24 protein-coding genes, 2 pseudogenes and 1 riboswitch are annotated in these 25075 nt (G+C 74.0%); of the genes and pseudogenes, 20 read left to right on the forward strand and 6 right to left on the reverse strand.

From position 1 onward, the window contains the following. The first annotated feature begins 168 nt into the window (after positions 1-168). The 13 genes and pseudogenes from hrcA to ABGB16_RS19875 all read left to right on the forward strand — a co-directional run bounded on the left by hrcA (position 169) and on the right by ABGB16_RS19875 (position 12522). Positions 169-1191: a heat-inducible transcriptional repressor HrcA gene (hrcA, locus tag ABGB16_RS19815; RefSeq protein WP_347669575.1), complete on the forward strand. Its 1023-nt coding sequence runs from the start codon at positions 169-171 to the stop codon at positions 1189-1191. 77 nt (positions 1192-1268) lie between these two features. Next, positions 1269-2411, forward strand: a complete 1143-nt coding sequence (gene dnaJ, locus ABGB16_RS19820; protein WP_347669610.1) for a molecular chaperone DnaJ — start codon at positions 1269-1271, stop codon at positions 2409-2411. Positions 2412-2462: 51 nt separating this feature from the next. Then, complete coding sequence (locus ABGB16_RS19825; RefSeq protein WP_347669576.1) at positions 2463-3197, forward strand: 16S rRNA (uracil(1498)-N(3))-methyltransferase; 735 nt, start codon at positions 2463-2465, stop codon at positions 3195-3197. Between the two features lie 235 nt (positions 3198-3432). Further along, positions 3433-3783, forward strand: coding sequence for a histidine triad nucleotide-binding protein (locus ABGB16_RS19830; protein ID WP_347669577.1), 351 nt, complete (start codon positions 3433-3435; stop codon positions 3781-3783). Between the two features lie 95 nt (positions 3784-3878). Further along, entirely contained in the window at positions 3879-5249 is a 1371-nt protein-coding gene (locus tag ABGB16_RS19835) for a serine hydrolase domain-containing protein (RefSeq protein ID WP_347669578.1), read from the forward strand. A 157-nt stretch (positions 5250-5406) separates the two neighbouring features. Next, a pseudogene (locus ABGB16_RS19840) lies at positions 5407-6102 on the forward strand (PhoH family protein); the annotation flags it as partial. Between the two features lie 324 nt (positions 6103-6426). Beyond that, positions 6427-6912 (forward strand): annotated as a pseudogene (locus tag ABGB16_RS19845) (LAGLIDADG family homing endonuclease); the annotation flags it as partial. 195 nt (positions 6913-7107) lie between these two features. Beyond that, a complete protein-coding gene (locus tag ABGB16_RS19850; protein WP_347669611.1) occupies positions 7108-7542 on the forward strand; it encodes a PhoH family protein in 435 nt (144 codons plus the stop codon). 9 nt (positions 7543-7551) lie between these two features. Further along, on the forward strand, positions 7552-8025 hold the full coding sequence (ybeY, locus tag ABGB16_RS19855; protein ID WP_347669579.1) for an rRNA maturation RNase YbeY: 474 nt from the start codon (positions 7552-7554) through the stop codon (positions 8023-8025). Continuing rightward, a complete protein-coding gene (locus ABGB16_RS19860) occupies positions 8001-9437 on the forward strand; it encodes a hemolysin family protein (RefSeq protein WP_347669612.1) in 1437 nt (478 codons plus the stop codon). Before ybeY ends, ABGB16_RS19860 begins: the two co-directional genes overlap by 25 nt. Beyond that, on the forward strand, positions 9430-9816 hold the full coding sequence (locus ABGB16_RS19865; protein ID WP_347669580.1) for a cytidine deaminase: 387 nt from the start codon (positions 9430-9432) through the stop codon (positions 9814-9816). Before ABGB16_RS19860 ends, ABGB16_RS19865 begins: the two co-directional genes overlap by 8 nt. Then, positions 9813-10748 carry a GTPase Era gene (gene era / locus ABGB16_RS19870; RefSeq protein ID WP_347669581.1) on the forward strand — a complete coding sequence of 312 codons (936 nt, stop codon included), beginning with the start codon at positions 9813-9815 and terminating at the stop codon, positions 10746-10748. Before ABGB16_RS19865 ends, era begins: the two co-directional genes overlap by 4 nt. A gap of 604 nt (positions 10749-11352) precedes the next feature. Then, positions 11353-12522 (forward strand): acyltransferase, encoded by a 1170-nt coding sequence (locus ABGB16_RS19875; protein WP_347669582.1) that lies wholly within the window; start codon positions 11353-11355, stop codon positions 12520-12522. Here the strand turns inward: ABGB16_RS19875 and ABGB16_RS19880 are convergent. Beyond that, entirely contained in the window at positions 12509-13297 is a 789-nt protein-coding gene (locus ABGB16_RS19880; protein ID WP_347669583.1) for a DUF4097 family beta strand repeat-containing protein, read from the reverse strand. The two genes, ABGB16_RS19875 and ABGB16_RS19880, sit on opposite strands and share 14 nt — an antisense overlap. A gap of 101 nt (positions 13298-13398) precedes the next feature. Between ABGB16_RS19880 and recO the strand changes: the two genes are divergently transcribed. From recO to ABGB16_RS19900, 4 genes are all read left to right on the forward strand, one after another. Further along, entirely contained in the window at positions 13399-14244 is an 846-nt protein-coding gene (gene recO / locus ABGB16_RS19885; protein WP_347669584.1) for a DNA repair protein RecO, read from the forward strand. 8 nt (positions 14245-14252) lie between these two features. Then, a complete protein-coding gene (locus tag ABGB16_RS19890; RefSeq protein WP_347669613.1) occupies positions 14253-15053 on the forward strand; it encodes an isoprenyl transferase in 801 nt (266 codons plus the stop codon). Between the two features lie 67 nt (positions 15054-15120). Next, positions 15121-15306 carry a hypothetical protein gene (locus ABGB16_RS19895; protein WP_347669585.1) on the forward strand — a complete coding sequence of 62 codons (186 nt, stop codon included), beginning with the start codon at positions 15121-15123 and terminating at the stop codon, positions 15304-15306. A 121-nt stretch (positions 15307-15427) separates the two neighbouring features. Further along, positions 15428-15655 carry a thioredoxin reductase gene (locus tag ABGB16_RS19900; RefSeq protein WP_347669586.1) on the forward strand — a complete coding sequence of 76 codons (228 nt, stop codon included), beginning with the start codon at positions 15428-15430 and terminating at the stop codon, positions 15653-15655. Positions 15656-15692: 37 nt separating this feature from the next. On the opposite strand, the gene gndA is transcribed toward ABGB16_RS19900, so the two are convergent. From gndA to ABGB16_RS19920, 4 genes are all read right to left on the reverse strand, one after another. Beyond that, positions 15693-17135, reverse strand: a complete 1443-nt coding sequence (gene gndA / locus ABGB16_RS19905; RefSeq protein WP_347669587.1) for an NADP-dependent phosphogluconate dehydrogenase — start codon at positions 17133-17135, stop codon at positions 15693-15695. 387 nt (positions 17136-17522) lie between these two features. Then, entirely contained in the window at positions 17523-18323 is an 801-nt protein-coding gene (locus tag ABGB16_RS19910; protein WP_347669588.1) for an energy-coupling factor transporter transmembrane component T, read from the reverse strand. 64 nt (positions 18324-18387) lie between these two features. Continuing rightward, the gene (locus tag ABGB16_RS19915; protein ID WP_347669589.1) at positions 18388-19803 is read right to left on the reverse strand and encodes an ABC transporter ATP-binding protein; all 1416 of its coding nucleotides are present in this window, start codon (positions 19801-19803) and stop codon (positions 18388-18390) included. Positions 19804-19921: 118 nt separating this feature from the next. Then, a complete protein-coding gene (locus tag ABGB16_RS19920) occupies positions 19922-20512 on the reverse strand; it encodes an ECF transporter S component (protein WP_347669590.1) in 591 nt (196 codons plus the stop codon). Between the two features lie 74 nt (positions 20513-20586). Beyond that, positions 20587-20694, reverse strand: a riboswitch (TPP riboswitch). A 252-nt stretch (positions 20695-20946) separates the two neighbouring features. Here ABGB16_RS19920 and ABGB16_RS19925 point away from each other — a divergent pair. Then, positions 20947-21951, forward strand: coding sequence for a permease (locus ABGB16_RS19925; protein WP_347669614.1), 1005 nt, complete (start codon positions 20947-20949; stop codon positions 21949-21951). Between the two features lie 57 nt (positions 21952-22008). Here the strand turns inward: ABGB16_RS19925 and ABGB16_RS19930 are convergent, their stop codons facing one another. Beyond that, the gene (locus ABGB16_RS19930) at positions 22009-23217 is read right to left on the reverse strand and encodes an RNA-guided endonuclease TnpB family protein (protein WP_347669591.1); all 1209 of its coding nucleotides are present in this window, start codon (positions 23215-23217) and stop codon (positions 22009-22011) included. Between the two features lie 158 nt (positions 23218-23375). Here ABGB16_RS19930 and ABGB16_RS19935 point away from each other — a divergent pair, with 158 nt between their 5' ends. Beyond that, positions 23376-24194 carry a TIGR03943 family protein gene (locus ABGB16_RS19935; protein ID WP_347669592.1) on the forward strand — a complete coding sequence of 273 codons (819 nt, stop codon included), beginning with the start codon at positions 23376-23378 and terminating at the stop codon, positions 24192-24194. 23 nt (positions 24195-24217) lie between these two features. Next, entirely contained in the window at positions 24218-25048 is an 831-nt protein-coding gene (locus ABGB16_RS19940; RefSeq protein ID WP_347669593.1) for an alpha/beta fold hydrolase, read from the forward strand. Positions 25049-25075 lie beyond the last annotated feature (27 nt).

The following is a 25075-nucleotide window of genomic DNA, read 5'->3' on the forward strand; positions in this document are numbered from 1 at the left end:
TGCGGCCGGCGCACACGGGGTCCGTCGTTGATCTTCTCGCTGGCGGCCCCGCCGACGTAGACTGGCACTCGTTACAGTCGAGTGCCAGGCGCGCCCTCCGGCCCGGGTGCCGGTCGGGCGAGCGGACGCGCGGCGCCGGCGCCGACGTGCGACAGGAGGTGGGGAGAAGTGGGTCTCGACGACCGTAAGCTCGCCGTGCTCCGCGCCATCGTCGAGGACTACGTCGCCACGCAGGAGCCGGTCGGCAGCAAGGCCCTGGTCGAGCGGCACCAGCTCGGGGTCTCCCCGGCGACCGTCCGCAACGACATGGCGGTGCTGGAGGAGGAGGGCTACATCCGGCAGCCGCACACCAGCGCCGGCCGGGTCCCCACCGACCGTGGCTACCGTCTCTTCGTCGACCGGCTCTCCCGGGTCAAGCCGCTGAGCCCGGCCGAGCGCCGGGCGATCGAGCGCTTCCTGGTCGGCGCGGTCGACCTCGACGACGTGGTGCACCGCACCGTCCGGCTGCTCGCCCAGCTGACCCGGCAGGTCGCCGTGGTGCAGTACCCGAGCCTGGCCCGCTCCTCCGTACGCCACCTGGAGCTGGTGCCGATCTCCACCACCCGGCTGATGCTCGTGATGATCGCCGACACCGGCCGGGTCGAGCAGCGGCTGGTCGAGCTGCCCGCGCCGACCCCCGCCGACGACGTCACCGACATGCGCCGGCTGCTCAACGAGAAGCTGGTCGGCACCCGGCTGTCCGACACCCCGCCGCTGGTGCAGGCGGTGGTCGAGGAGTCGCCGTCGCACCTGCGCCCGGCCATGACCACCCTCTCCAGCGTGCTGCTGGAGACGCTGGTGGAGCGGCACGAGGAGCGGATCGCGCTGGCCGGCACCGCCAACCTGACCCGGGGCGGCCTGCTCGACTTCCAGGGCTCGCTGCGGCCGATCCTGGAGGCGCTGGAGGAGGAGGTCGTCCTGCTCAAGCTCATCGGCGAGGCGGAGCCGAGCACGACGCGGATCCGCATCGGCGACGAGAACGAGATCGACAACCTGCGCGCCGCCTCCGTGGTCAGCACCGGGTACGGCCCCGGCGCGACCATCGTGGGCGGCCTGGGAGTGCTGGGCCCCACCCGGATGGACTACCCCGGCACCATCGCCACCGTGAGGGCCGTGGCACGCTACGTGGGCGAGCTGCTGGCCCAGAACTGACCAGTCAGGGCCGACACGGCCGGATTCCGACCGACGACCGGGCGCAACGCGAGACGAACATGAGGACACCGAACGCAGTGGCCAGGGACTACTACGGCATCCTCGGCGTGAGCCGGGACGCCTCCGACGACGAAATCAAGCGCGCCTACCGAAAGCTGGCGCGGCAGTTCCACCCGGACGTGAATCCGGACCCGGAGGCCCAGGAGAAGTTCAAGGACATCAACGCCGCGTACGAGGTCCTCTCGGACGACCGGAAACGGCAGATCGTCGACCTGGGTGGCGACCCGCTCGCGCCCGGCGGCGGGGGCGCGGGTCCGGGTGGCCCCGGCGGGGCCGGCCCGTTCGTGGGCTTCCAGGACATCATGGACGCCTTCTTCGGCGGCGCGGCCGGCGCCTCCCGCGGCCCGCGGCCGCGTACCCGGCCGGGGGCGGACGCGATCCTGCGGCTGGAGCTCGACCTGCACGAGACGGCGTTCGGCGTCGAGGCGCCGATCACCGTCGACACGGCCGTGCTCTGCACCACCTGCTCCGGCGCCGGCACCGCCGCCGGCACCCACCTCGCCACCTGTGAGGCGTGCGGCGGCCGAGGCGAGGTGCAGTCGGTGCAGCGCACCTTCCTCGGCCAGGTGGTCTCGGCCCGGCCGTGCACCGTCTGCCAGGGCTACGGCACCACGATCCCGCACCCCTGCCCGACCTGCGCCGGCGACGGCCGGGTGCGCACCCGCCGCTCGCTGACCGTCAAGATCCCGGCCGGCGTCGAGGACGGCATGCGGATCCGGCTGGCCCAGCAGGGCGAGGTCGGTCCGGGCGGCGGCACGGCCGGCGACCTGTACGTGGAGATCCACGAGCGGCCGCACGACGTGTACTCGCGCAAGGGCGACGACCTGCACTGCCGGGTCACCGTCCCGATGACGGCCGCCGCCCTCGGCACCCGGCTGACCATCAAGACGCTGGACAGCGAGGAGACGGTCGACGTCAAGGCGGGCACCCAGCCGGGCAGCACGCTGCGGCTGCGCGCCCGGGGCGTGCCGCACCTGCGCGGCACCGGCCGGGGCGACCTGTACGTCCACCTCGACGTGCGGACCCCGACGAAGCTCGACGCCGACCAGGAGCGGATGCTGCGCGATTTCGCCAAGACCCGGGGCGAGGAGGTCGCCGAGCTGACCAAGCAGGGCGGCTTCTTCTCCCGGATGCGCGACGCCTTCAACGGCCACGCCTGAGTCGTGGCGGCCAGCCGCCCCGGCACCGGCCGGGGCGGTTAGCCTTTGCTCGTGTCCGCGCCGCTGTTCCTGGTCGAGTCCCTGCCCACCGCCGACCAGCTGACGCTCGACGGCCCCGAGGGGCACCACGCCGCCACCGTGCAGCGGCTGCGCGTGGGCGAGGAGCTGCTGCTGGCCGACGGCCGTGGCGGCACCGCCGCCGCCGTGGTCCGGGCCGTCGGCCGCGGCAGCCTGGAGCTCGACGTCACCTCCCGGGGGTACGTCGACGCGCCCGTACCCCGGGTCGCCGTGGTACAGGGCATCGCCAAGGGCGACCGGGGCGAGCTGGCCGTGCAGGCGATGACCGAGGTCGGGGTGGACGAGATCGTCCCGTGGGCGGCGTCCCGCTCGGTCACGCTGTGGCGGGGGGAGCGGGGCGTCCGGGCCCGGGAGAAGTGGGTGGCGACCGCCCGGGAGGCGGCGAAGCAGGCCCGCCGCCCGTGGCTGCCCGTGGTGGCCGGCGCCCCCGACGAGTCGACCGCGACCGTGGCCCGCCGCATCGGCGGGGCCGCCGCCGCGTTCGTCCTGCACGAGGAGGCCGACGAGCGGCTCACCACCGCCGAGCTGCCCGCCGTCGGCGAGATCGTGCTTGTGGTCGGCCCGGAGGGCGGCATCGCCCCGGCCGAGCTGGACGCGTTCCGCGCCGCCGGCGCCCGCACCGTCCGCCTCGGCCCCGCGGTCCTGCGCACGTCCACGGCGGGCGTCGCCGCGCTCAGCGTCCTGGCAACCCGCCTCGCCCGCTGGTGAGTTCTGCTGCCGCCGATTCTCACGTACGCAGGTAGGACGCCCCGTTGAGGTCGACGATCGTGCCGGAGGCCCACTCCGCCGAGTCCCGGTGGTGGATCGCCACCCGGTCCCCGGCCTCCGCGAACCGCCGCGCCACCTCGCGTCCGATGCCGCGCGAGGCCCCGTCACCAGTACCGCCCGTGACTTCACGGGGCACATCATGCCCCCGCCGCTCGCCAGCGCTTACCATGCCCCGATGGGATCCGACTGCCTGTTCTGCCGCATCGTCGCCGGGGAGATCCCGGCGACCGTCGTCCGGGAGACCGACACCACCCTGGCGTTCCGGGACATCGACCCGAAGGCCCCGGTGCACGTGCTCGTCGTCCCCAAGGAGCACTACGCCGACGTGGCCACCCTGAGCCAGGGCAACCCGGCGCTGGCCGGCGAGCTGCTGGCGGCGGCCGCCACCGTGGCCGAGGACGAGGGGCTGCTCGGCGACGGCTTCCGGCTGATGTTCAACACGGGCGAGTACGGCGGCCAGGAGGTCTTCCACGTCCACGCGCACGTGCTCGGCGGCGCGCCGCTCGGGCCGATGGTCTGCCGCTGAGCGTCCCGACGGCGTCCGACGACCCGCGCCGCGCTCGCCTCACCGTCCGTACCTCGCGGGCCGGAGGCACGGGCTCCTGCCTAGACTCCACGCCCATGACTGCGATCGACGGGCGCCTGGAGCGGACGGTGCGGCGTGCCCAGGCCGAGGGGCGGGTGCCGGCCGTGTCGGCCGCCCTGCACCGGGCCGACCGGCCGCTGTGGACCTGCACGGTCGGCGGCACGGGCAACGACCACCCACTCGGGCCGCGGACGCGGTTCCGGATCGGCTCGGTCACCAAGACCTTCACCGCCGTACTGGTCATGCAGTGCCGCGACGCCGGCCTGCTCGACCTGGACGACCCGGTCGCCCGGCACCTCGACGTCCCGGCGCACGGCGAGCTGACCGTGCGCCGGCTGCTGTCCCACACCGCGGGCCTGCAGCGGGAGCCGTACGGCGACGTCTGGGACACCCTGGTCGCCCCCGACGTCGAGCGGCTCCTGGCCGACCTGGCCAGGGCCGAGCGGGTGCTGCCCCCGGCCCGCCGCTACCACTACTCGAACCTCGGCCTGGCGCTGCTCGGGCAGCTGGTGGCCCGGCTGCGCGGCGGCACCTGGGCCGAGGTGCTCGCCGAGCGGGTGCTCGCCCCGCTCGGCCTGACCGACACGAGCGACCGGCCGGGCCCGACGGCGGCCACCGGGTTCCTGGTCGACGCGTACTCCGACGAGGCGCACCCGGAGCCGCCGACCGACTTCGGCGCGGTCGGGCCGGCCGGCCAGCTGTGGAGCACCGCCTCGGACATGGCCCGCTGGGCGGCGTTCCTGGCCGACCCGGCCGCGCTGGACCCGTCCGGTGCGGTGCTCGCCCCGGCCACGCTCGACGAGATGCGCTGGCCGCTGACCGTCACCGACGAGACGTCCTGGGGGGCGGGGTTCGGGCTGGGCCTGATCCTGGTGCCGCAGGGGGACCGGGTGATGCACGTCGGGCACGACGGGGCGATGCCCGGCTTCCTGGCCGCCGTCTACGGCCGGCGCGGCGGCCCCGGCACCCCCGGGGCGATGGGCTGCGCCGTGCTCGGCTCGTCGGGGACCGGGGTGCGGGTGCTGGAGCTGACGCACGAACTGCTGGCCGCGTCCGCCGAGCACGACCCGGCCGACATCGCGCCGTGGCGGCCGGGGGAGCCGGCCCCGGCGCACCTGCGGGGCATGCTGGGCCGCTGGTGGGGCGAGGGCTTCGAGTACGTCTTCAGCTGGCACGACGGGACGCTGCGGGCCCGGGGCGCCGACGACCCGGCGGGGAAGCCGCCGGCGGTGTTCGCCCCGCTGCCGGACCGGCCGGACGTGTTCCGGACCGTCTCGGGGCGGGAGGCCGGCGAGCTGCTCCGACTCACCCGCGACGAGCACGGCACGGTGACCCGCCTGCACTGGGCGACGTACCGCTTCACCCGTACCCAGGAGACCTTCGACGGCTACGACTTCCGCCGCTGACCCCCCGGGATGGGCTCCCCTGGCGGGCAGGTCGGCGGCGGGAAATGGGCGAGGTGCGGCGGCGGGGGTAGCGATAGAATGGGGCAACCGACCGCCGTGCCAGCAGGGCGCGGCGCCGAGATCGAGAGCAGGTGGCTCAGGGCCCGCGGCCCGACCTATGACCGGCACCCCACCTCCCGGCCCGCCCCGGGTGCAGACCAGGATCACGGTCCCGGACTCGAAGATCATGGTCAACCTGCTCGGCGCGGGCGACGAGATCCTGCGACTCGTCGAGCGTTCGGTCAACAGCGACGTGCACGTTCGCGGCAACGAGATCACCATCACCGGCGCGCCTGCGGACAACGCCCTCGCCGAGCGCCTGTTCACCGAACTGCTCGAACTCATCGAGAAAGGTGAGACCCTGACCACTGACGCCGTCCGGCGTACCGTCGGCATGCTCGAGCAGGGTGGCACCGAGCGGCCCGCCGAGGTCCTGACCCTCAACATCCTTTCCCGGCGCGGGCGCACCATCCGCCCCAAGACCCTTGGGCAGAAGCGCTACGTCGACGCGATCGACGCCAACACGATCGTCTTCGGCATCGGCCCCGCCGGCACCGGCAAGACCTACCTGGCGATGGCCAAGGCCGTCCAGGCGCTCCAGGCCAAGCAGGTCAACCGGATCATCCTCACCCGGCCGGCGGTCGAGGCGGGCGAGCGGCTGGGCTTCCTGCCCGGCACGCTGAACGAGAAGATCGACCCCTACCTGCGCCCGCTCTACGACGCGCTGCACGACATGCTCGACCCGGAGACGATCCCCAAGCTGATGGCCGCCGGGACGATCGAGGTCGCGCCGCTGGCGTACATGCGGGGGCGTGCGCAGCCCTACGACGCTCGGGTCCTGACGCCGGAGGGATTCAAGCCATTCGGGTCGCTCCAGGTCGGCGACCTGGTTATCGGCTCGGACGGGAAGCCTACGCCGGTGATCGGCATCTACCCGCAAGGGCCCAAGCAGGTCTACCGGGTCACGACCCAGGACGGCGCGTCCACCGTCTGCTGCGGTGAGCACCTCTGGACGGTCGCGACGCCGGAGGACAAGCGGCACGGACGTCGGCGCACTCTCGAGACGCGGGAGATGATCGGCCAGGAGCGGCGAGGCCACATCCGCCGGTACGAGCTCCCGGTCGTGGCGCCCGTCCAGATGGAGTCGAAGGACGTTCCGCTCGATCCGTACGTGCTCGGTCTGCTGCTCGGGGACGGCTCGATCTCGTGTCAGACGACGCCAGGATTCAGCACGGCGGACCCGGAACTCGCTCGCGCGATCGAGGACGCGCTCGCCGACATCGAGCTCGTCCGCAAGAGTGACTACGACTTTGTCCTCCGGCACGTCAACGGGCACCGGGGCGGGGTGATCGTCGCGAACCCGGTGACGGTCGCAATCCGCGCGCTGGGTCTGGCCGGGGCCACATCGGGGACCAAGTTCGTGCCCGACGTCTACAAGCAGAACAGCATCGACGCCCGGCTGGCCCTCCTGCAAGGGTTGCTGGACACCGACGGGGGGCCGGTCGTCCAGGCAGGACGCACCTGCCGGGTGCAGTTCACGACCACGTCCGCTCGCCTGCGGGACGACGTCGTCTACCTGGTCCAGTCGCTCGGTGGCGTCGCGTCGTGGCGGGTTCGGGAGGCCGAGGGGCGGGAGCCCGGCTGGGCGAACGGTCGTCCGGTTCCCTACCGTGCCGACGCCTATGTCCTGGACATCCGGCTGCCCGAGAGTGTCCCGCCGTTCCGCCTGTCACGCAAGCGCCAGCGGTACGAGGAGCACGGCGGTGGCCGACCGATGCGTTTCATCGACTCGATCCTCCCCGCCGGTGTGCAGGAGACGATGTGCATCCAGGTGGCGGCAGAGGACTCGCTGTATGTCACCGATCACTTCCTGGTGACGCACAACACCCTCAACGACGCGTTCATCATCCTCGACGAGGCCCAGAACACCACGCCCGAGCAGATGAAGATGTTCCTCACCCGGCTGGGCTTCGGCTCCAAGATCGTGGTGACCGGCGACGTCACCCAGGTGGACCTTCCCGGCGGGACGACCAGCGGCCTGCGGGTGGTCCGGGAGATCCTGGAGAGCGTCGAGGACGTCCACTTCGCGCAGCTGTCCAGCTCCGACGTGGTGCGCCACCGGCTGGTCGGGGAGATCGTCGACGCGTACGCCCGCTGGGACGCCGAGCGGGAGAACCAGCAGGCGCAGGGCGTGCACGCCGTGCCGGGGCGGACCGCCCAGGGCGGCCGGGCCGGCCGGCGCCGCCAGACCTAGGGAAACCACTTGTCCATCGAGATCGCCAACGAGTCGGGTGTCACCGTCGACACCGACGCCGTGCTCGCCGTCGCCCGCTACGCCCTCGACGAGATGGGGGTCAACCCACTCGCCGAGCTGTCCGTGCTGCTGGTCGACATCGACTACATGAGCGAGCTGAACCACCGCTGGATGGGCGGTGACGGCCCGACCGACGTGCTCGCCTTCCCCATGGACGAGGGCAGCGTCGACCACGGGCCGGGTGAGTCCAGCGCGGCCGGCGGCGAGCCGGCCCTGCTCGGCGACATCGTGCTCTGCCCGGAGGTGGCCGCCAAACAGGCCGCCACCGCAGGCCACTCGGCCGCGGACGAGCTGCACCTGCTCACCGTGCACGGCGTGCTGCACCTGCTCGGGTACGACCACGCCGAGCCGGAGGAGGAACGGGAGATGTTCGAGCTCCAGGCCCGGCTGCTCGCCGGCTGGCGGTCGACCCGGTCCCGGTGATGTCCGCCCCGATCATGGCTGGCCCGGTGTCGGCGGCCGGTGCCACCACGGCCGGCCTGCCCGACCTCCAACTGATCGTCTTCGCCGCCGGGCTGGTGGTGCTGGCCGGCCTGATCGCGATGACCGAGGCCGCGCTCGCCGCGGTCTCCCCGGCCCGGGCCGCCGAGCTGGCGCGCGACGGCGTCCGGGGCGCGCGTACCCTCCAGGCGGTCGCCGGCGACGTGGTCCGGCACCTCAACCTGCTGCTGCTGCTGCGGCTGCTGGCCGAGCTGACGGCCACCACGCTGGTCGCCCTGGTCGCCGTCGACACGTTCGGCGCGGGCTGGCGGGCGGCGCTGGTCACCGCCGGCGCGATGACCGTGGTCAGCTTCGTGGTCGTCGGGGTCGGCCCGCGCACGCTGGGCCGGCAGCACGCGTACGCGGTGGGCCGGGCGGTCGCGCCGCTGGTGCGCTGGCTGGGGCGGGCGCTCAACCCCCTCGCGTCGCTGCTGATCCTGATCGGCAACGCGGTCACCCCGGGGCGCGGCTTCCGGGAGGGCCCGTTCGCCACCCAGGTGGAGCTGCGCGAGCTGGTCGACCTCGCCGAGCAGCGGGGCGTGGTCGAGCACGGCGAGCGGCAGATGATCCACTCGGTTTTCGCGCTCGGCGACACCATCGCCCGGGAGGTGATGGTGCCCCGCACCGAGATGGTGTGGATCGAGGAGCACAAGACGCTCGCCCAGGCCCTGGCCCTGTTCCTGCGCTCCGGCTTCTCCCGCATTCCGGTGATCGGGGAGAACGTCGACGACGTGCTCGGCGTGCTCTATCTCAAGGACCTCATCCGGCACACCCGCGGCGGCGACCTCGCCGCGGCCCAGCTCCCGGTGGCGGAGCTGATGCGCCCGGCCACCTTCGTCCCCGAGTCGAAGCCGGTGGACGACCTGCTGTCGGAGATGCAGGCGGCCCGCAACCACCTGGTGATCGTCGTGGACGAGTACGGCGGCACGGGCGGCCTGGTCACCATCGAGGACATCCTGGAGGAGATCGTCGGGGAGATCACCGACGAGTACGATGTCGAGCGCCCGCCGGTGGAGCGGCTGGAGGACGGTTCGGTGCGGGTCACCGCCCGGCTGCCGGTCGAGACCCTGGGCGAGCTGTTCGACGTCGAGCTGCCCGCCGACGAGGTGGAGACGGTCGGCGGTCTGCTCGCCCAGGCCCTGGGCCGGGTGCCGATCCCGGGCGCCGAGGCCGGGCTGGCCGGGCTCCGGCTGGTCGCCGAGGGCACCACCGGCCGACGCAACCGGATCGACACGGTGCTGGTCAGCCGGGTCGAGCCGACGGACACCAGTGACACCACCCCGGGGCGCGGCGAGCCCGCCGAGGCCCGGGGCGCCCAGAACCGATCCGAGGAGAGGCAGCCCGCCGATGCCTGAGTCACCCGCCCCCGCCGCCGCCCGCCCCACCCCGTCCGCGCCGGCCGAGCTGAGCGCCGAGGACAACAAGCTGGTCATCCTGGCCCGCGGGGCCCGCGGCCGGGTGGGCGCCGTGGAGGGAGCGGCGGTACGCGACCAGGACGGCCGCACGTACGCGGCGGCGAGCGTCGCGCTGCCCTCGCTGGCCCTGACGGCCCTCCAGCTCGCGGTCGCCTCCGCCGTGGCGGCCGGCGCCACCAAGCTGGAGGCGGCGGTCGTGGTGACCGAGGCCTCCACGCTGGACGGGGCCGGGTACGCCGTCGTCCGCGACCTCACCGCGGACGCGCCGATCCACCTGGCGGCTCCGGACGGCACGGTGCTGGGCACGGTGGTCGAGTGACCGGCCGCCCCGCGGGCGGCGGTCGCGCGGGCGGGCCGGTCGATCCGGGGGAGCGCCCCTACCGGGCCGGGTTCGCCTGCTTCGTGGGCCGGCCGAACGCCGGCAAGTCGACGCTGACCAACGCCATCGTCGGCCAGAAGATCGCGATCACCTCGAACAAGCCGCAGACCACCCGGCACGTGATCCGGGCGGTGCTGCACCGGCCCGACTCGCAGCTCGTCCTCGTCGACACCCCGGGCCTGCACCGCCCCCGTACGCTGCTCGGCGAGCGCCTCAACGACCTCGTCCGGCAGACCTGGAGCGAGGTCGACGTGATCGGCCTCTGCATCCCGGCGGACGAGCCGGTCGGCCGGGGCGACCGGTTCATCACCGGGGAACTGTCGGGGCTCAAGGCCACCGTCATCGCCGTGGTGACCAAGACCGACCTGGTGGACCGGGCGCGGCTGGCCGAGCAGCTGCTCGCGGTCGGCGAGCTGGGCGAGTTCGCCGAGGTGGTCCCGGTCAGCGCGGTCTCCGGGCACCAGGTCGACACGCTGGTCGACGTGATGACCGGCTACCTGCCCGAGTCGCCGCAGCTCTACCCGGACGACATGCTCACCGACGACCCCGAGCAGGTGCTGGTCGCCGAGCTGGTCCGCGAGGCGGCGCTGGAGGGGGTCCGCGACGAGCTGCCGCACTCGATCGCCGTGGTGGTGGAGGAGATGATCCCCGAGGGCCAGGTCACCAAGATCTACGCCGACGTGTACGTCGAGCGGCCCAGCCAGAAGGCGATCATGATCGGTCACCGAGGCAGCCGGCTCAAGGCGGTCGGCACCACGGCCCGCCGGCAGATCGAGGAACTGCTCGGCACCCGCGTCTACCTGGACCTGCACGTGCGGGTGGCGAAGGACTGGCAGCGCGACCCGAAGCAGTTGCGCAAGCTGGGCTTCTGAGCGCCGCGCCGGCCTGCCCGACGGCGGGTCGGCGCGGCGCCCCAAGCGCGGGGCGCCAAGTGCGTCAAGCGCGGCGCCTCAAGTGCGGTCGCCTCACGCGCGGAGCTGGGGTCCCGAGGGTGACTGGGTTTGTTCTCCGCCGCTGTGGAGCTGCCCCGTCCGTGCTCCCGTTTCCGTCCCGCCTCCGCCCCCCGCGTGTCCCGTTCGGTGTCGTGCGGTTCCGCTTCCGCCCGCCTCGTTCGGTGTCGTGCCGTTCCGCTTCCGCCCGCCTCGTTCGGTGTCGTGCCGTTCCGCTCCCGTCCCATCCCGTCCTGCACCGTGCCGTTCCGGTCACCGGCCCGTTCCGTCCGCTTTCGCCCGGCCCGATCCGGCCGCCGGTAGCACGGGTGGGGCAGCTCCACAGTGGCCACACCCCTGGTCGCCGGGCCGCCCCGCCACGCGGCCGTCACGCGATGTGATCGGCGGTTGGGGGACGAGCCTTGTCCCGGAGCGGGCGCATTTATGGCATCTTTCACTTTTCGCTGAGGGCTCTGGTTGTTTGCCGGCGTCGGGTCGGAGGGTAGGGAGCGGTTGACCCCTCCGCCCCAGACATAGATGTAGGCTGATGCGAAACCGATACCTGGACCTACTCCGCTTCCTCGCGATCGTCCGAGTCGTCGTCTACCACGTCACCGGTTGGGCGGCGCTCACCGTGCTCTTCCCGGCCATGTCGGTGATGTTCGCCCTCGCCGGTTCGCTCATGGCCGCGTCGCTGGACCGGGGTGGGGCGGCGGCGGTGGGCCGTCGGCTGCGTCGGCTGCTGCCGTCGCTGTGGGTGCTGGCCGCGGTGTTCGTCCCGGCCATGCTGCTCACCGGGTTGCCGCTCACGCCGAAGGTGCTGCTCTGGGCGTTTCCGGTCGCCGATCCGCCGGCCAACCACTGGGGCGCGCTTGCGCTCAGCGTGATCTGGTACCTGCGCGACTACCTGTGGTTCGTGTTCGCCTCGCCGGTCGCCCTGTGGCTGTTCCGCCGCGCGCCCGTGCCGACCCTGCTCGCCCCGTACGCGCTGCTCGCCGCGATCGAGTCCGGCCTGCTGCCCGCCGCGCCGGTGGCGCTGCGCGAGTTCGGCCTCTACTTCGGCGCCTGGCTGCTCGGCTTCGCCCACCACGACGGCCTGCTGCGGCGGCTGGCGAACCGGGTGCTGGTCCCGGTCGCGCTCGTCCTCGGTGCCGCCGGCGGGGCCTGGATCGCCGCCCACCCCGGCCCGCGCGGGTACGACCTGAACGACAACCACCTCGGCAACGCGCTCTGGTCGGCCGCGTTCATCCTGGTGGTGCTCGGACGGGCCCCGACGAGCGCCGCCTGGGTGGACCGCAGCGCCCTGTTCGGCCGGGCGGTGACCGTGCTGAACCGGCGGGCGCTGACCGTCTATCTCTGGCACATGCCGTTCGTGGTGGCGCTCACCCCGATGGTCGACGTGGTCGGCTGGTCCCACCAGGACCCGGTCGGCCTGGCGATCCGGGTCGTGCTGGTCTTCGCCCTGGTCGGGGTGGTCACCGCGCTGCTCGGCTGGGTGGAGGACCTGGCCGCCCGCCGGCCTCCGCGGCTGCTGCCGGGCGGCCGGCGCCGGACGACGACCGGCGGGCCCGTCCCGGCCGGCGTGGCCTCGGCGGCACCGGTCAGCCCTGCTCCGGGCGACCCCGGCGTGCCGGTGAGCCCCGCCCCGGCCGGTTACGCCACCGTGCCCCCGCCGCGCGCCTCGGAGGAGCTGGCCCTGAAGCTCAGCGCGCGGTGACGGTCACGTTGCCGCTGCCCGCGCCCACGTCGATCACCAACGTCGCCGTCGGGTCGTCGGGGATCCCCAACTGCGTGTGGCCGGAGCCGCTGTCGGCCCGTACCCGGTACCGGCCGGCCGGCACGGTGAGCCGCACGTCCCCGCTGGACGCGTGCGCGCGGGCCGAGGCGGGGGCGGACAGTTCGACGGTGACGTTGCCTGAGCGCGCCTCGGCGTCGACCTGGCCGGCGAGCCGCCGGCCGGTGACGTCGCCGGAGCCGGTCCGCAGGGTGGCCGCACCGCGCAGGTCGTCCACCTCCATGTTGCCGGAGCCCGTCTCGACGCGGACCGCGCCGGTGGCACCGGTGAGCCGGACGTCGCCGGACCCGAGGCGGACGTCCACCGTCCCGACGCGGCTCAGGTTCACGTTCCCCGAGCCGCTCTCGCCCCGCACCGTCACCCCCTCGGGGACGGTCACGTCGTACGAGACGGTGCAGCGGGGGCCGCAGTCGCTGTCCAGCACCAGCTCGTCGCCGCGGATCTCGTACCGGGCGGGAGGCTGGTTGCCCTGGTACCGCACCACCCGCCTGATCCGTACCTCGCCGGCCGGGCCGATGCCGTGGACCGTCACGTCCCCGGCGCCGCCGGGCAGCAGGGTGACCCGCCTGATCGTCGCCGACTCGGTGTCGTTGAAGTCGAGCCGCCGGAACGACAGGGTGCCGCACCCGGAGAGCAGCATCAGGACGGCGACTCCGGCGGCGAGGGGGCCGGCGGGCAGGGTGCGGTGCGGGGCCATGGCGAGCACGCTACGGCCGGCCCGACCCGGCGCGCATCGGGGATCGCCGCCGGTCCACCCCGAGCCGACCCTGATTTCCCACCCCGAGAGAGAATGGGCGGGTGGCCGGGTACCGCCGACAGCTCTACCGCGACGACGCGGTGGTGCTTCGTGTGCAGAAGCTCGGCGAGTCCGACCGGATCATCACCCTGCTGACCCGCCGGCACGGCCGGATCCGCGCGGTGGCCCGGGGGGTGCGCCGCACCAGCAGCAGGTTCGGCGCCCGGCTGGAGCCGTTCGGCCACGTCGACCTCCAGCTCGCCGGCGACCCGAAGGGCAACCAGGGCAGTTCGCTGCACACCGTCAGCCAGGTCGAGGGCATCGACCTGTACGGCAAGCGGTTCCTCGGCGACTATCCCCGCTACACGGCGGCCAGCGCGATCGCCGAGACCGCCGAGCGGCTCACCCCGGTCGAGCGGGAGCCCGCGCTGCGGCTGTTCCAGCTCACCCTCGGCGCGCTGAAGTCCCTCGCGCGGGGCGAGCACGCCACCACGCTGGTGCTCGACGCGTACCTGCTGCGCGGCATGGTCCTGGCCGGCTGGGCCCCGGCGCTGACCGCCTGCGCCGTCTGCGGCACGCCCGGCCGGCACCGGGCGTTCTCGGTGCCCGCCGGCGGCGCCGTCTGCCCGGACTGCCGCCCGCCCGGCGCCGCCCACCCCGCGCCGGCCACCATCGACCTGATGTCCGCCCTCACCACCGGCGACTGGGTGCTCGCCGACGCCACCGAGACCGGCGTACGGCGGGAGTGCAGCGGCCTGGTCGCGGCGCACCTGCAGTGGCACCTGGAGCGCGCGCTACGCTCGCTGCCGCTGGTCGACCGGGGCGCCCCCGGCGCCGTTCCGGCCCCGCCGCCGCAGGGCGCCGCCGCGGGGCGCGGCACCGATCTGAACGGAGAGAGACCCGAGTGATCCGATCGATGAGGGGCGGCCGCCGCGAGCCGGTGCCGCCGACGCCGCACCCGTCGGGCGCCCGTCCGCCCGCCCTGCCCCCCGCGGCGGTGCCCCGGCACGTCGCCGTGGTCATGGACGGCAACGGCCGGTGGGCCAAGGCGCGGGGGCTGCCCCGGACCAAGGGCCACGAGGCGGGGGAGCACAGCCTCTTCGACACCATCGAGGGCGCCATCGAGCTGGGCATCCCCTACCTGTCGGCGTACGCGTTCTCCACGGAGAACTGGCGGCGCTCGCCGGAGGAGGTCCGCTTCCTGATGGGCTTCAACCGGGACGTCATCCGCCGCCGCCGCGACCAGCTCGTCGACCTCGGTGTGCGCGTCGTCTGGTCCGGGCGGGCCGGGCGGCTGTGGAAGAGCGTCATCTCCGAGCTGCAGACGGCCGAGGAGATGTCCCGGGGCAACTCGACGCTGACGCTGCAGTTCTGCGTGAACTACGGCGGCCAGGCCGAGATCGCCGACGCCGCCGCCGCGATCGCCCGGGACGTCGCCGCCGGCAAACTCGACCCGGCCAAGGTCACCGAGAAGACGGTGGCGAAGTACCTCTACCACCCGGAGGTCCCCGAGGTGGACCTCTTCCTGCGTCCCTCCGGCGAGCAGCGCACCTCCAACTTCCTGCTCTGGCAGAGCGCGTACGCGGAGCTGGTGTACCTCGACACCCTCTGGCCGGACTTCGACCGCCGCCACCTCTGGTACGCCTGCGAGCTGTACGCCCAGCGGGACCGCCGGTTCGGCGGCGCGTTGCCCAACCCGGTGGCCCCGTCGAGCTGACGCCCGCGCTTAGCGCCTCGTCACTCTGGGTACCACCTGTGGCAGCCAGCTACGGAGGTGAGCCACGATGATCCAGAAGCGCATTGCCCAGTGGGCGGCCATGGCGGTCGCGGTGCCGCTGGCGGCGGCCGGCGCGCGCCGGCTCAGCCACACGCTGGAGGCCCGCCGCGGTCCGACCGGGGTGAGCCGCCTGCTCGCCAGGGGCGCGGACATGCTGCGCCCGCGCAAGGCGAAGCGTCGCCGGTTCTGGTGACGCCGGTCAGCGCCGTTCCCTCCGGGGGGCGGCGCTGACCCGTTCCGGCCGGTCGCCGTCCCCTACGGACGTACGATCGGCGCGGGCGCGCCGCCCGGTCGCGTCCGCCACGGGGGTGGGGATGCGGGATCTCCGGTACGAGATGACGGTGGCCCTGGCGGCGACCGACCTGGACGGTCCGCTGCGCGAGCGCGTGGTGGAGCTGTGCGCCGGCGTCGCCGAGCGGCACTGCGCCGAGGCGGGGCACGTCCCCGCGGTCCGCTCCGGCGAGATCGCCGAGCTGTCCACCGGCGAACCGGCCATGACCTGGTCCCCGACCGAGCCGCAGCGCAGCCCGCGGGCCGGCTGACCGGGCGGCTACGCCGGCACGGCCGCTGGCCGGGCGGCTACGCCGACACCTCGGACCGGTCGCCGGCCCAGAGCGTGTGGAACGTGCCCTCCCGGTCGACCCGGTGGTAGGTGTGCGCGCCGAAGTTGTCCCGCAGGCCCTGGATCAGCGCGGCGGGCAGCCGCTCGGCGCGCAGCGCGTCGAAGTACGCCAGCGACGAGGCGAACGCCGGCGCCGGCACCCCGGCCCGGGCCGCGTCCGCCACCACCCGCCGCCAGCTCGGCACCCCGTCGGAGACCCGGTCGGCGAACCACGGCGCCACCAGCAGCGTCGGCAGGTCCGGCCGCTCGTCGTACGCCTGGCGGATGCGGTCGAGGAAGCGGGCGCGGATGATACAGCCGCCCCGCCAGATCGTGGCGGTGCCGCCGAGGTCGATGCCCCAGTCGTACTCCCGGCTGCCGGCGCGGATGTGGTCGAAGCCCTGCGCGTACGCGATGATCTTGCTGGCCCGCAGCGCGCGCCGGACGTCCTCGACGAAGGTGCTCCCGTTCTCCACCCACCACGGCTGCCCGGCGTCGGCGAAGGCATGGCGGGCCGCGGCGCGCTGCTCGGCGTGCCCGGACAGCGACCGGGCGAACGTCGCCTCGGCGATGCCGGTGATCGGGATGCCCAGGTCGAGGGCGTTCTGCACCGTCCACCGGCCGGTGCCCTTCTGCTCCGCCTCGTCGCGCACCACGTCGACGAACGGGCGGCCGGTGGCCGCGTCGGGATGCGTGAGCACGTCGGCGGTGATCTCGATCAGGAACGACTCCAGGTCGCCCGTGTTCCATCCCCGGAAGATCTCCGCGATCTCCGCCGGGCCCGCCGACAGACCGGCCCGCAGCAGGTCGTACGCCTCGGCGATGAGCTGCATGTCGGCGTACTCGATGCCGTTGTGGACCATCTTCACGAAGTGCCCGGCGCCGTCCGGGCCGATGTGCCGGCAGCACGGGACGCCGTCCACCTGGGCGGCGATCCGCTCGAAGATCGGGCCGAGCTTCCGGTACGACTCGGCCGAGCCGCCGGGCATGATGCTCGGCCCGTGCAGCGCGCCCTCCTCGCCGCCGGATACGCCGGTGCCCACGAAGTGCAGCCCGTGCCCGCGCAGCGCCTCCTCCCGCCGCCGGGTGTCGGCGAAGTGCGCGTTGCCGCAGTCGACGACGATGTCGCCCGGCTCCAGCAGCGGCACCAGCTCCCCGATCACCGCGTCGGTGGGGCCGCCCGCCTTCACCATGACGACGATCGCGCGGGGCCGCTCCAGAGAGGCGACGAAATCCCGCATGGACTCGGAGGGCACGAACGTACCCTCGCCGCCGTGCTCGGCCACCAGGCTGCGGGTGCGCTCCGGCGACCGGTTGTGCACCGCCACGGCGAACCCGTTGCGGGCCAGGTTGCGGGCCAGGTTCCGGCCCATCACCGCCAGTCCGGTCACGCCGATCTGCGCCGTCGCGCGCTGCGCCATGCGTACCCCGCCTCTCGAGGGTCCCTGTCGACGCCTCCTGTCGACGCCTTCGGTATAGCAGGCTTCCCCGCCCGCCTCGCCGCAATGGCGTCAACCCTCGGCGAGGCGGGCCTCGACGCGCGCGACCTCCCCGGCGAGCGGGTCTGTGCCGCCCGAGCCGTACGTCGGCCTTCGGCGGCACGTGCCGCAAATTCGGCTGCGCCGTTCCGGCCGCGCGGCTACGGTGAGGTCATGCGTAACTGACGCCCCTTCATCCGAAGCCGGTCCGCCGTTGTCGACGCGGACCGCGTCCCGGGCGTCCGCATTCCCACACCGCCGCCGTCGCGCGGCGTCCTTCGTGGTCGGGCCCGCCGGGGCACCCCGTACCGCCGTAAAAGCCTCGCCGGGTCAGCCGATCAGCGGGCGGAACGTACCGAGCGCGACGCTGACCGCCAGCGCCGCCCCCGCCAGGGCCGCGGCGCCCGCGACCAGCACGGTGTCGGCGGCGCCGAAGCGCTGCCGCCGCGCGACGGTGCGCGGGGTGCCGGCGTCGAACCCCCGCGCGTCCATCGCGACGGCCAGCCGGGTGCCCCGCCGGATCGCGCCCACCAGCAGCGCGAAGGCGGTGGAGACGAACAGCCGCAGCTTCGCCACCGGGTTGCGCCCGGCGTCGACGCCGCGCGCCCGCCGCGCCATGCTGATCATCTGCCACTCCTGCCCGAGCAGCGGCACCAGCCGGAACGCGGCCAGCGCGCCGATCGCGAAACGGGCCGGGGCCTTCGCGTTCTGGATCAGCGCGTCGGCCAAATCGGTCGGGTCGGTCGTGGCGAAGACGATGATGCCGGGCAGCGCGACCGCCAGCATCCGCAGCGCCAGGCCGAGCGCGGTCGCCAGCACCCCGGTCGTGACCAGCAGCGGCCCCGCCTCCACCAGCACCCGGCCCGAGCGGTCGGCGGCGAACAGGACCAGGGTGACCACGATCCCGACGGCGCTGGCCAGCAGCGGCGCGGCCCGCCGGGCGAGCACCCGGTAGCGGATGCCGAACAGCGGCAGCACGGCCAGCTCGACGGCGAGGGCGAGCGCCGGGGCGACCGGGTCCAGGGTGGCGAGCAGGGTGAACGAGAAGAGCAGCGCCGCGGCGACCTTCGCCACCGGGTTCCGCCGCGCCAGCGGTGCCCCGGGCGCCGCGACGGGCTCGATGCTGATCACGGCCGCCCCGCAGTGGTTCCTGGCCGCTGCGGCGTGGCGGCGCGGCCGGCAAGGTCCGCGTGGGTCATGGGCGGTCCAGGGTGACGGTGCGGTCGGCGAGCGCGGCGACGAAGTCCGTGTCGTGGGTGACGGCGACGACGCCGTGCCCGGCGTCGCGCAGCTCGGCGAGCAGGTCGACCAGCTCCCGCCAGGTGCGCCGGTCCTGGCCGAAGGTGGGTTCGTCGCAGATCAGCAGCCGGGGCGCGGTGGCCAGGGCCGTCGCCACGCTCAGCCGCCGCGCCTCGCCACCGGAGAGGGTGTACGGGTTGGCGCGCGCGAGCGCCGTCAGCCGCAGCCGGTCGAGCAGCCCGTCCACGGTGGCCCGTACCGCCGCCTCGGGCTGGCCGGTGCGGCGTGGGCCGAGGGCCAGCTCGTCGAAGACGGTGCCGGTGACGAACTGGTGCTCCGGGTCCTGGAACACCGAGCCGATCCGGCGGGCCAGGGCAGGGGCGCGCCAGCGGTGCGGGGGAGTGCCCGCGTCCGGGCCGGCCAGCTCGCCGGTCGCGGCCACCCGACCCGTACCGGGCCGCAGCAGGCCGCCGAGCAGCAGCGCCAGGGTGGACTTGCCCGCCCCGTTCGGGCCGAGCACGGCGAGCGCCTCGCCGGCGCGTACCCGAACATCGGTGGCGGCGAGGCGCGGCGGCAGGCCGACCCGGTCGGCGGTGAGCAGCAGGTCGCCGGCGGGCGCGGCGGCGCGCCGGGGCGGCACGGTCCGGCCGGGCACCCAGACCCCCTCGGCGGCGAGCGCGTCGCCGTGCGCGGCGAAGACCGCCCCGGGCGGCCCGTCGGCGCGGACCCCGCCGCCCGGCTCCGGTACCACCACCCGGTCGACCAGCGGCAGCGCCTCGGCGACCCGGTGCTCGACGAGGATCATGGTGGTGCCGGCGTCCAGGGCGTCGGCCACCGCCTGCCGGACCAGCGTCGCGCCGGCGGGGTCGAGGTTCGCGGTCGGCTCGTCGAGCAGCAGCAGCCGGGGCCGCAGGGCGAGCGCGCCGGCCAGCGCCAGGCGCTGCTGCTCGCCGCCGGAGAGCGCGGCCGTGGGCCGGTCCCGGTGGTACGGGAAGCCGACCCGCCGCAGCGCCTCGTCGACCCGGGGCCAGATCTCGCCGGCCGGTACGCCCCGGTTCTCCAGCCCGAACGCGACGTCGTCGGCGCAGCGGGCCATGACCAACTGGGTCTCCGGGTCCTGGAAGACGATCCCGACCCGCTCACGGGCCTGCCGGGGGTCGACCCCGTCGATCTCGACGGTCCCCTCCTGCTCGCCGGAGTCCGCCGGCAGCAGCCCGGCGAGCGCGGCGAGCAGGGTGCTCTTCCCGGCGCCCGAGGGGCCGAGCAGCAGCACCCGCTCGCCCGCCTCGACGTCCAGGTCCAGCCCGCGCACCGCCCAGGCCTTCCGCCCGGCGTGCCGCCACCCGAACCCCCGCAGCCTGACGCCCCCCACGCCCGTCACCCCCTCCCGCCGGCCAGGCCCGGCCCCGCCCCGGTGATCATGGAGTTGACGGCGTTTCCGGAGATCGACACAGCCGTCAACTCCATGATCGACACGAGTTCGGTGGGGGTCAGATCGGGGCGCGGTCGCGGGCCGCGGGGAAGCGGTCCAGGGCGCCCGTGGTCGCCAGGGCGCGGGTCAGGGACCAGCCGCCGGCGCCGGCGACGAGCGCGGCGCTGACGATCGTGAGCAGCGCGTACGGGATGCTGTAGCTCGTCAGGTCGTACTTGACGTTCCACACGAGGAAGTCGAACAGGGCGGCGCCGACGCCGGTGAGCGCCCCGGCGAGCAGGGCGGTCGGCAGCCGGAACGAGCGGTAGCGGAACGCCGCGAAGACCAGCTCGGCGCCCGCGCCCTGGACCATGCCCTGCGGGATCACGGTGCCGGCCCACTGGCTGCCGAGCAGGGCGGAGAGGACCGCCGCGACCGTCTCGCAGTACAGCGCGGCGCCGGGCTTGCGGATGACGAGGCCGCCGAGCACGGCCGGCATCAGCCAGACGCCGTACAGCAGGGTCTGCGCGGGCGGGAAGAACGCGAAGGCCCCCTCGGTGGCGCTCCAGACCAGGCCCCAGGCCCAGAAGATGACGCCGAAGGCGACCGCGATCACCGAGGCGACCACGATGTCGATCGTGCGCCAGCGGTGGCTGTCCGTGTGGTTCATGCGATGGCTCCCAGTTCAGTGGAAGAACCAGGAGAAGACGCACGCCGCGTCCGGTGGGACCGGACGGCGGCGCGGCTGGAGAATGACCGAACTCCCTGCGCTGGCATTACCCAGATCAGGTTCGAGGGTCTGCGGACGGTTTGCCCGCACTCTCAGCGCTGTGCGCTCCCCTGTCGGAAATGAAGTTGTCCCGCCGACGCTAACACCTCCGAAGATCACGTGGCAAAGTGACGTGCGCCAGGTGGGTGAAACGACTCCGCGCCGGTCGTTACCGCCATCTGGCCGGAGTCCGTCGACGCGGTCCGCGGGGAACGATAGTGTCGCGCCGTAGATCGTCGAGCGCCGAAGGAGGCGAGCCCGTGACGTCACCGACCGGCAGCGCCGAGCCGCCCGCCGGGCCCGACCGTGGGGTCCCGGGGGCGGGGGCGGTCGGCGTGGCCGCGCCGGACGCACCGGCGGGGGAGCCGGCCGGGCGCGGGCCGCGACGGGCACCGCGGGTCGGCTCGGTCGAGGTGCTGGCCGCCCTGCTGGTCCTGCTGGTGGTCTTCCGCGAGCCGCTGGCCCGCGCGTTGTCCGCACCCCGGTTGCAGACCTGGACCACGGTCTTCGTGTCGGTGCTGGTCCAGGCCGTGCCGTTCCTGGTGTTCGGGGTGCTGCTCTCGGCGGTGATTGCGGTGTTCGTGCCACGCTCGTTCTGGGCCCGCGCGTTACCCCGGCACCCGGCCCTCGCCGTGCCGGTCGCGAGCGTTGCCGGGGTGGTCCTGCCGGGCTGCGAGTGCGGCTCGGTGCCGATCGCCGGCTCGCTGATCCGGCGCGGCGTCACCCCGGCGGCGGCCCTGGCGTTCCTGCTCGCAGCCCCGGCGGTCAACCCGATCGTGCTCGCGGCCACCGCGGTCGCCTTCCCCGGCCGGCCGGAGATGGTCCTCGGGCGGGCGGTCGCCAGCCTGGTCGTCGCCGCGGTGATGGGGTGGCTGTGGCTGCGGCTCGGGCGCGCCGACTGGATCCGGCTGCCGCGCCGACCGGAGCTGGACGGCGCGTCGCGGGGCGTGGCGTTCTGGGCGGCGGTCCGGCACGACGTGGTCCACGCCGGCGGTTTCCTCGTCGTCGGCGCGCTGGCTGCCGCCAGCATCAACGTGCTGGTCCCGGAGCGGTGGCTGCGGGCCCTCGCCGACGAGCCGGTGCTCTCCGTGCTCGCCCTGGCCGGGCTGGCCGTGCTGCTGTCCATCTGCTCCGAGGCGGACGCCTTCGTCGCCGCCTCGCTGTCGCAGTTCTCCCTCACCTCCCGCCTCGTCTTCCTGGTGGTCGGGCCGATGGTCGACCTCAAACTGATCTCCATGCAGGCCGGCGTCTTCGGTCGACGCTTCGCGGTCCGGTTCGCCCCGGCGACGTTCGTGGTCGCCGTCGCGGTGGCCGTCGGAGTCGGGGCGGTGCTGCTTTGACTTCCTTCCTCTTCCTGGAGGAGGGAAAATTCCCATCGGCCTTGCGGCCGGTCCGGTTTAAGCCGGGCGCCTCGCGGCGCGGGGTTCCTGTTTCACGGCCGATTGCGGAAGGGAGGACCCTTGCCGTCTGACATCAGCTCCACAGGCATCGCCAGGGGTGTGCCTGGCTACGGCTCGACCAGCCGCAAGGATGTTCTTCGCCGCGTTCACGTCCCGGTCATGGCGGGTGCGGCAGGTCGGGCACGTCCAGTGCCGGGTGGAAAGACTGAGGGCGGCGAGCAGATGCCCGCACGCCGAGCAGGTCTTGCTGCTGGGGTACCAGCGGCCGATCACCACGAGGGTACGGCCGGCGCGTGCGGCCTTGTACTCCAGTTGGCGGCGGAATTCAGCCCAGCCGCAGTCGGAAATCGCCTTGGCGAGGCTGCGGTTACGGACCATGTTGGCGACCGCGAGGTCTTCGATCACGATCGTGTCCGCAGCCCGGACCAGGTGGGTGCTGGTGCGGTGGAGGAAGTCCGCACGAGCGTTGCGGACTTTGCGATGTGCGCGGGCGATCTTGGCCTTGGCTTTGCGCCGGTTGGCGCTGCCGCGCTGGCATCGCACCATGCGCCGCTGGTAGCGGGCAAGGTTGCGGGCCCTGCGTTCCAGATGGCGGGGGTTGGCGATGCGCTGCCCGTCGCTGGTTACGGCGAAATCGGTGATGCCGAGGTCAACGCCGATCTCGTGCCCGGTCGGCTCGCGCGGTTCAAGGTCGTCGGTGTCGACGGCGAACGTCACGTACCAGCGGCCGTCCGGCTCCCGGGAGATCACGAGCATGGTCGGGTCGAGTGTGGTGAGGTCGACGTCGTCGAACGACCACACGAACGCCAGTGGCGCGTGCGTCTTCGCCACGTGCAGGACACCGTTTCTCATGCGGAACGCCGAGCGGGTGTAGTGCGCCGACTGGCGACCGTTGCGGCTCTTGTAGCGCGGGTATCGGGCGCGACCGGCGAAGAAGTTCGCGAACGCGGTGTGCTGGTGCCGCAGGGCCTGCTGCAACGGCACCGACGACACCTCCGACAGGAACGCCAGTTCGGTGGTCTTCTTCCACGCGGTGAGCGCGGCGTCGGTCTGCCGGTACGAGGTTCTCTCGCCCCGCTCGTAATAGGCGGCGTGACGTTCGGCGAGAGTCCGGTTCCAGACCAGGCGTACGCAACCGAACGTGCGGTTGAACACTGCCGCCTGTTCGGGCGTCGGGTACGCCCGACACTTGTACGCCGTCCGCACAAAAGCGACCTTACACAGTGGACTAAGCCGGGTAAGAAGGCGGGCCGTGTGGGTCAGCGAGCTTCGTTCTTGGAGCCGTCCTGGATCCACCGGGCGGCTCCTGACGGAGCCCAGATTCCTCCCCCGCCTGAAGGTCGGGGCATCCTTAGGAGGATCAGGTGAACCGGCAGGCGCAGGCGGTCGTGCTGCTGCTGCTCGGCGGGGCGGTCGTCCGGGCGAGCGTCACGGATCTCTACCTGCGCTACGTCAAGGAGGGGCTGCGCCCCTTCCTGATCGCCGCCGGGCTGGTGCTGATCGCCGCCGCGGTTCTGACCCTCTGGCACGAGCTGCGCCCCGCCCGCCCCTCGACGGAGCACACCGGCCCGACCGGGGACCTCGCCGGCCCGACCGGGGAGCACGCCGGCCCGACCGGGGAGCACGCCGGCCCGACCGCAGAGCACGCCGAGGGCGGGGACGGGCACGACCACGACCACGACCACCACGGGCCGCGGATCGGCTGGCTGCTCCTGCTGCCGGTGCTCGGCCTGCTGCTGGTCGCACCGCCGGCCCTGGGCTCGTACTCCGTGGGCCAGGCGGGCAGCGCCCTCGCCGGTTCTCGCCAGTCGGACTATCCGCCGCTGCCGCCCGGCGACCCGGCCCCGGTCACCGTGCTCGACTACGCCTCCCGGGCCCTGTTCGAGAAGGGCGTCTCGATCGGCGACCGGCGGGTCCGGCTCACCGGCTTCATCGCCCCGGGCCCCGACGGCCGGCCGATCCTGGCCCGGATGGTGCTCTCCTGCTGCGCCGCCGACGGCCGTCCCGTCAAGCTCGGGCTCACCGGCGACGTGCCGGTGGGCCTCGCGGACGACACCTGGGTCGAGGTGATCGGCCGGTACACCGACCGGGTCGGCCGGGACCCGGTCGACGACGCCGAGATCCCGTACCTGGCCGTGGAGTCGTGGCGGCGGGTGCCCGCTCCGCGGAACCCGTACGAGTGAGCGACCTCGGTAGGCTGCCGATCATGCGGATCGATGCGCGAGGGTTGACGTTCGAGGTGCGCGCGGGCGGGCCGGCCGACGGCGAGGCGGTCCTCCTGCTGCACGGCTTCCCACAGCACGGCGGCGAGTGGGACGAGGTGGTGCCGGCGCTGCACGCGGCGGGCCTGCGCACGTACGCGCCGGACCAGCGGGGATACTCGGCCGGCGCCCGCCCGGCGGAGGTGGCGGCGTACCGCCTCCCGGAACTCGTCGCCGACGCCGTGGCCCTGCTCGACGCGCTGGGCGTCGACGCGGCGCACGTCGTCGGGCACGACTGGGGCGCGATCGTGGCCTGGGCCCTCGCGGCCGGCCACCCCGACCGGGTGCGCACGCTGACCGCCGTGTCGGTGCCGCACCCGGCCGCGATGGCCCACGCGCTGGCCACGAGCGCGGAGCAGAAGGCCCGCTCGTCGTACGTCGCGCTGTTCCGCCAGCCCGGCACGGCGGAGAAGACGCTGCTGGCGCTCGACGCCGCCGCCCTGCGCCGGATGCTCGGCGGGGTCGGCGGGTCCGACCGGGTCGCCCGGTACGCCGAGCCGATGCGCGAGCCGGGAGCGTTGACCGCCGCCCTGAACTGGTACCGGGCGATGTCCCGCGCGGACCTCGCGGCCGTGGCGTCGGTTCGGGTGCCGACGGCGTTCGTCTGGAGCGACCGGGACTTCGCGATCGGCCGGGCTGCGGCGGAGGCGTGCGCCGCCTACGTCACGGGGGACTACCGCCTCGTCGAGCTGCCCGGGGTGTCGCACTGGATCCCCGACGTCGCGCCCGGCCCACTGGCCGAGGCGATCCTCGCCCGGGTGGGCGGGACTCGGTGAGCAACGGCGCGGCGGCGATGAGCAACT

This window comes from Micromonospora sp. B11E3 (assembly GCF_039871625.1).
In the GTDB taxonomy this organism is placed as follows: Bacteria; Actinomycetota; Actinomycetes; order Mycobacteriales; family Micromonosporaceae; genus Micromonospora.

Coding starts and splice junctions, on each gene's coding strand:
- ABGB16_RS19890 (WP_347669613.1), top strand. CDS start 14,253: ATGAGGGGCGGCCGCCGCGAGCCGGTGCCGCCGACGCCGCACCCGTCG.
- gndA (WP_347669587.1), bottom strand. CDS start 17,135: ATGGCGCAGCGCGCGACGGCGCAGATCGGCGTGACCGGACTGGCGGTG.
- ABGB16_RS19895 (WP_347669585.1), top strand. CDS start 15,121: ATGATCCAGAAGCGCATTGCCCAGTGGGCGGCCATGGCGGTCGCGGTG.
- ABGB16_RS19880 (WP_347669583.1), bottom strand. CDS start 13,297: ATGGCCCCGCACCGCACCCTGCCCGCCGGCCCCCTCGCCGCCGGAGTC.
- ABGB16_RS19865 (WP_347669580.1), top strand. CDS start 9,430: ATGCCTGAGTCACCCGCCCCCGCCGCCGCCCGCCCCACCCCGTCCGCG.
- ABGB16_RS19830 (WP_347669577.1), top strand. CDS start 3,433: ATGGGATCCGACTGCCTGTTCTGCCGCATCGTCGCCGGGGAGATCCCG.
- ABGB16_RS19850 (WP_347669611.1), top strand. CDS start 7,108: ATGTGCATCCAGGTGGCGGCAGAGGACTCGCTGTATGTCACCGATCAC.
- ABGB16_RS19835 (WP_347669578.1), top strand. CDS start 3,879: ATGACTGCGATCGACGGGCGCCTGGAGCGGACGGTGCGGCGTGCCCAG.
- ABGB16_RS19875 (WP_347669582.1), top strand. CDS start 11,353: ATGCGAAACCGATACCTGGACCTACTCCGCTTCCTCGCGATCGTCCGA.
- ABGB16_RS19900 (WP_347669586.1), top strand. CDS start 15,428: ATGCGGGATCTCCGGTACGAGATGACGGTGGCCCTGGCGGCGACCGAC.
- ABGB16_RS19920 (WP_347669590.1), bottom strand. CDS start 20,512: ATGAACCACACGGACAGCCACCGCTGGCGCACGATCGACATCGTGGTC.
- ABGB16_RS19940 (WP_347669593.1), top strand. CDS start 24,218: ATGCGGATCGATGCGCGAGGGTTGACGTTCGAGGTGCGCGCGGGCGGG.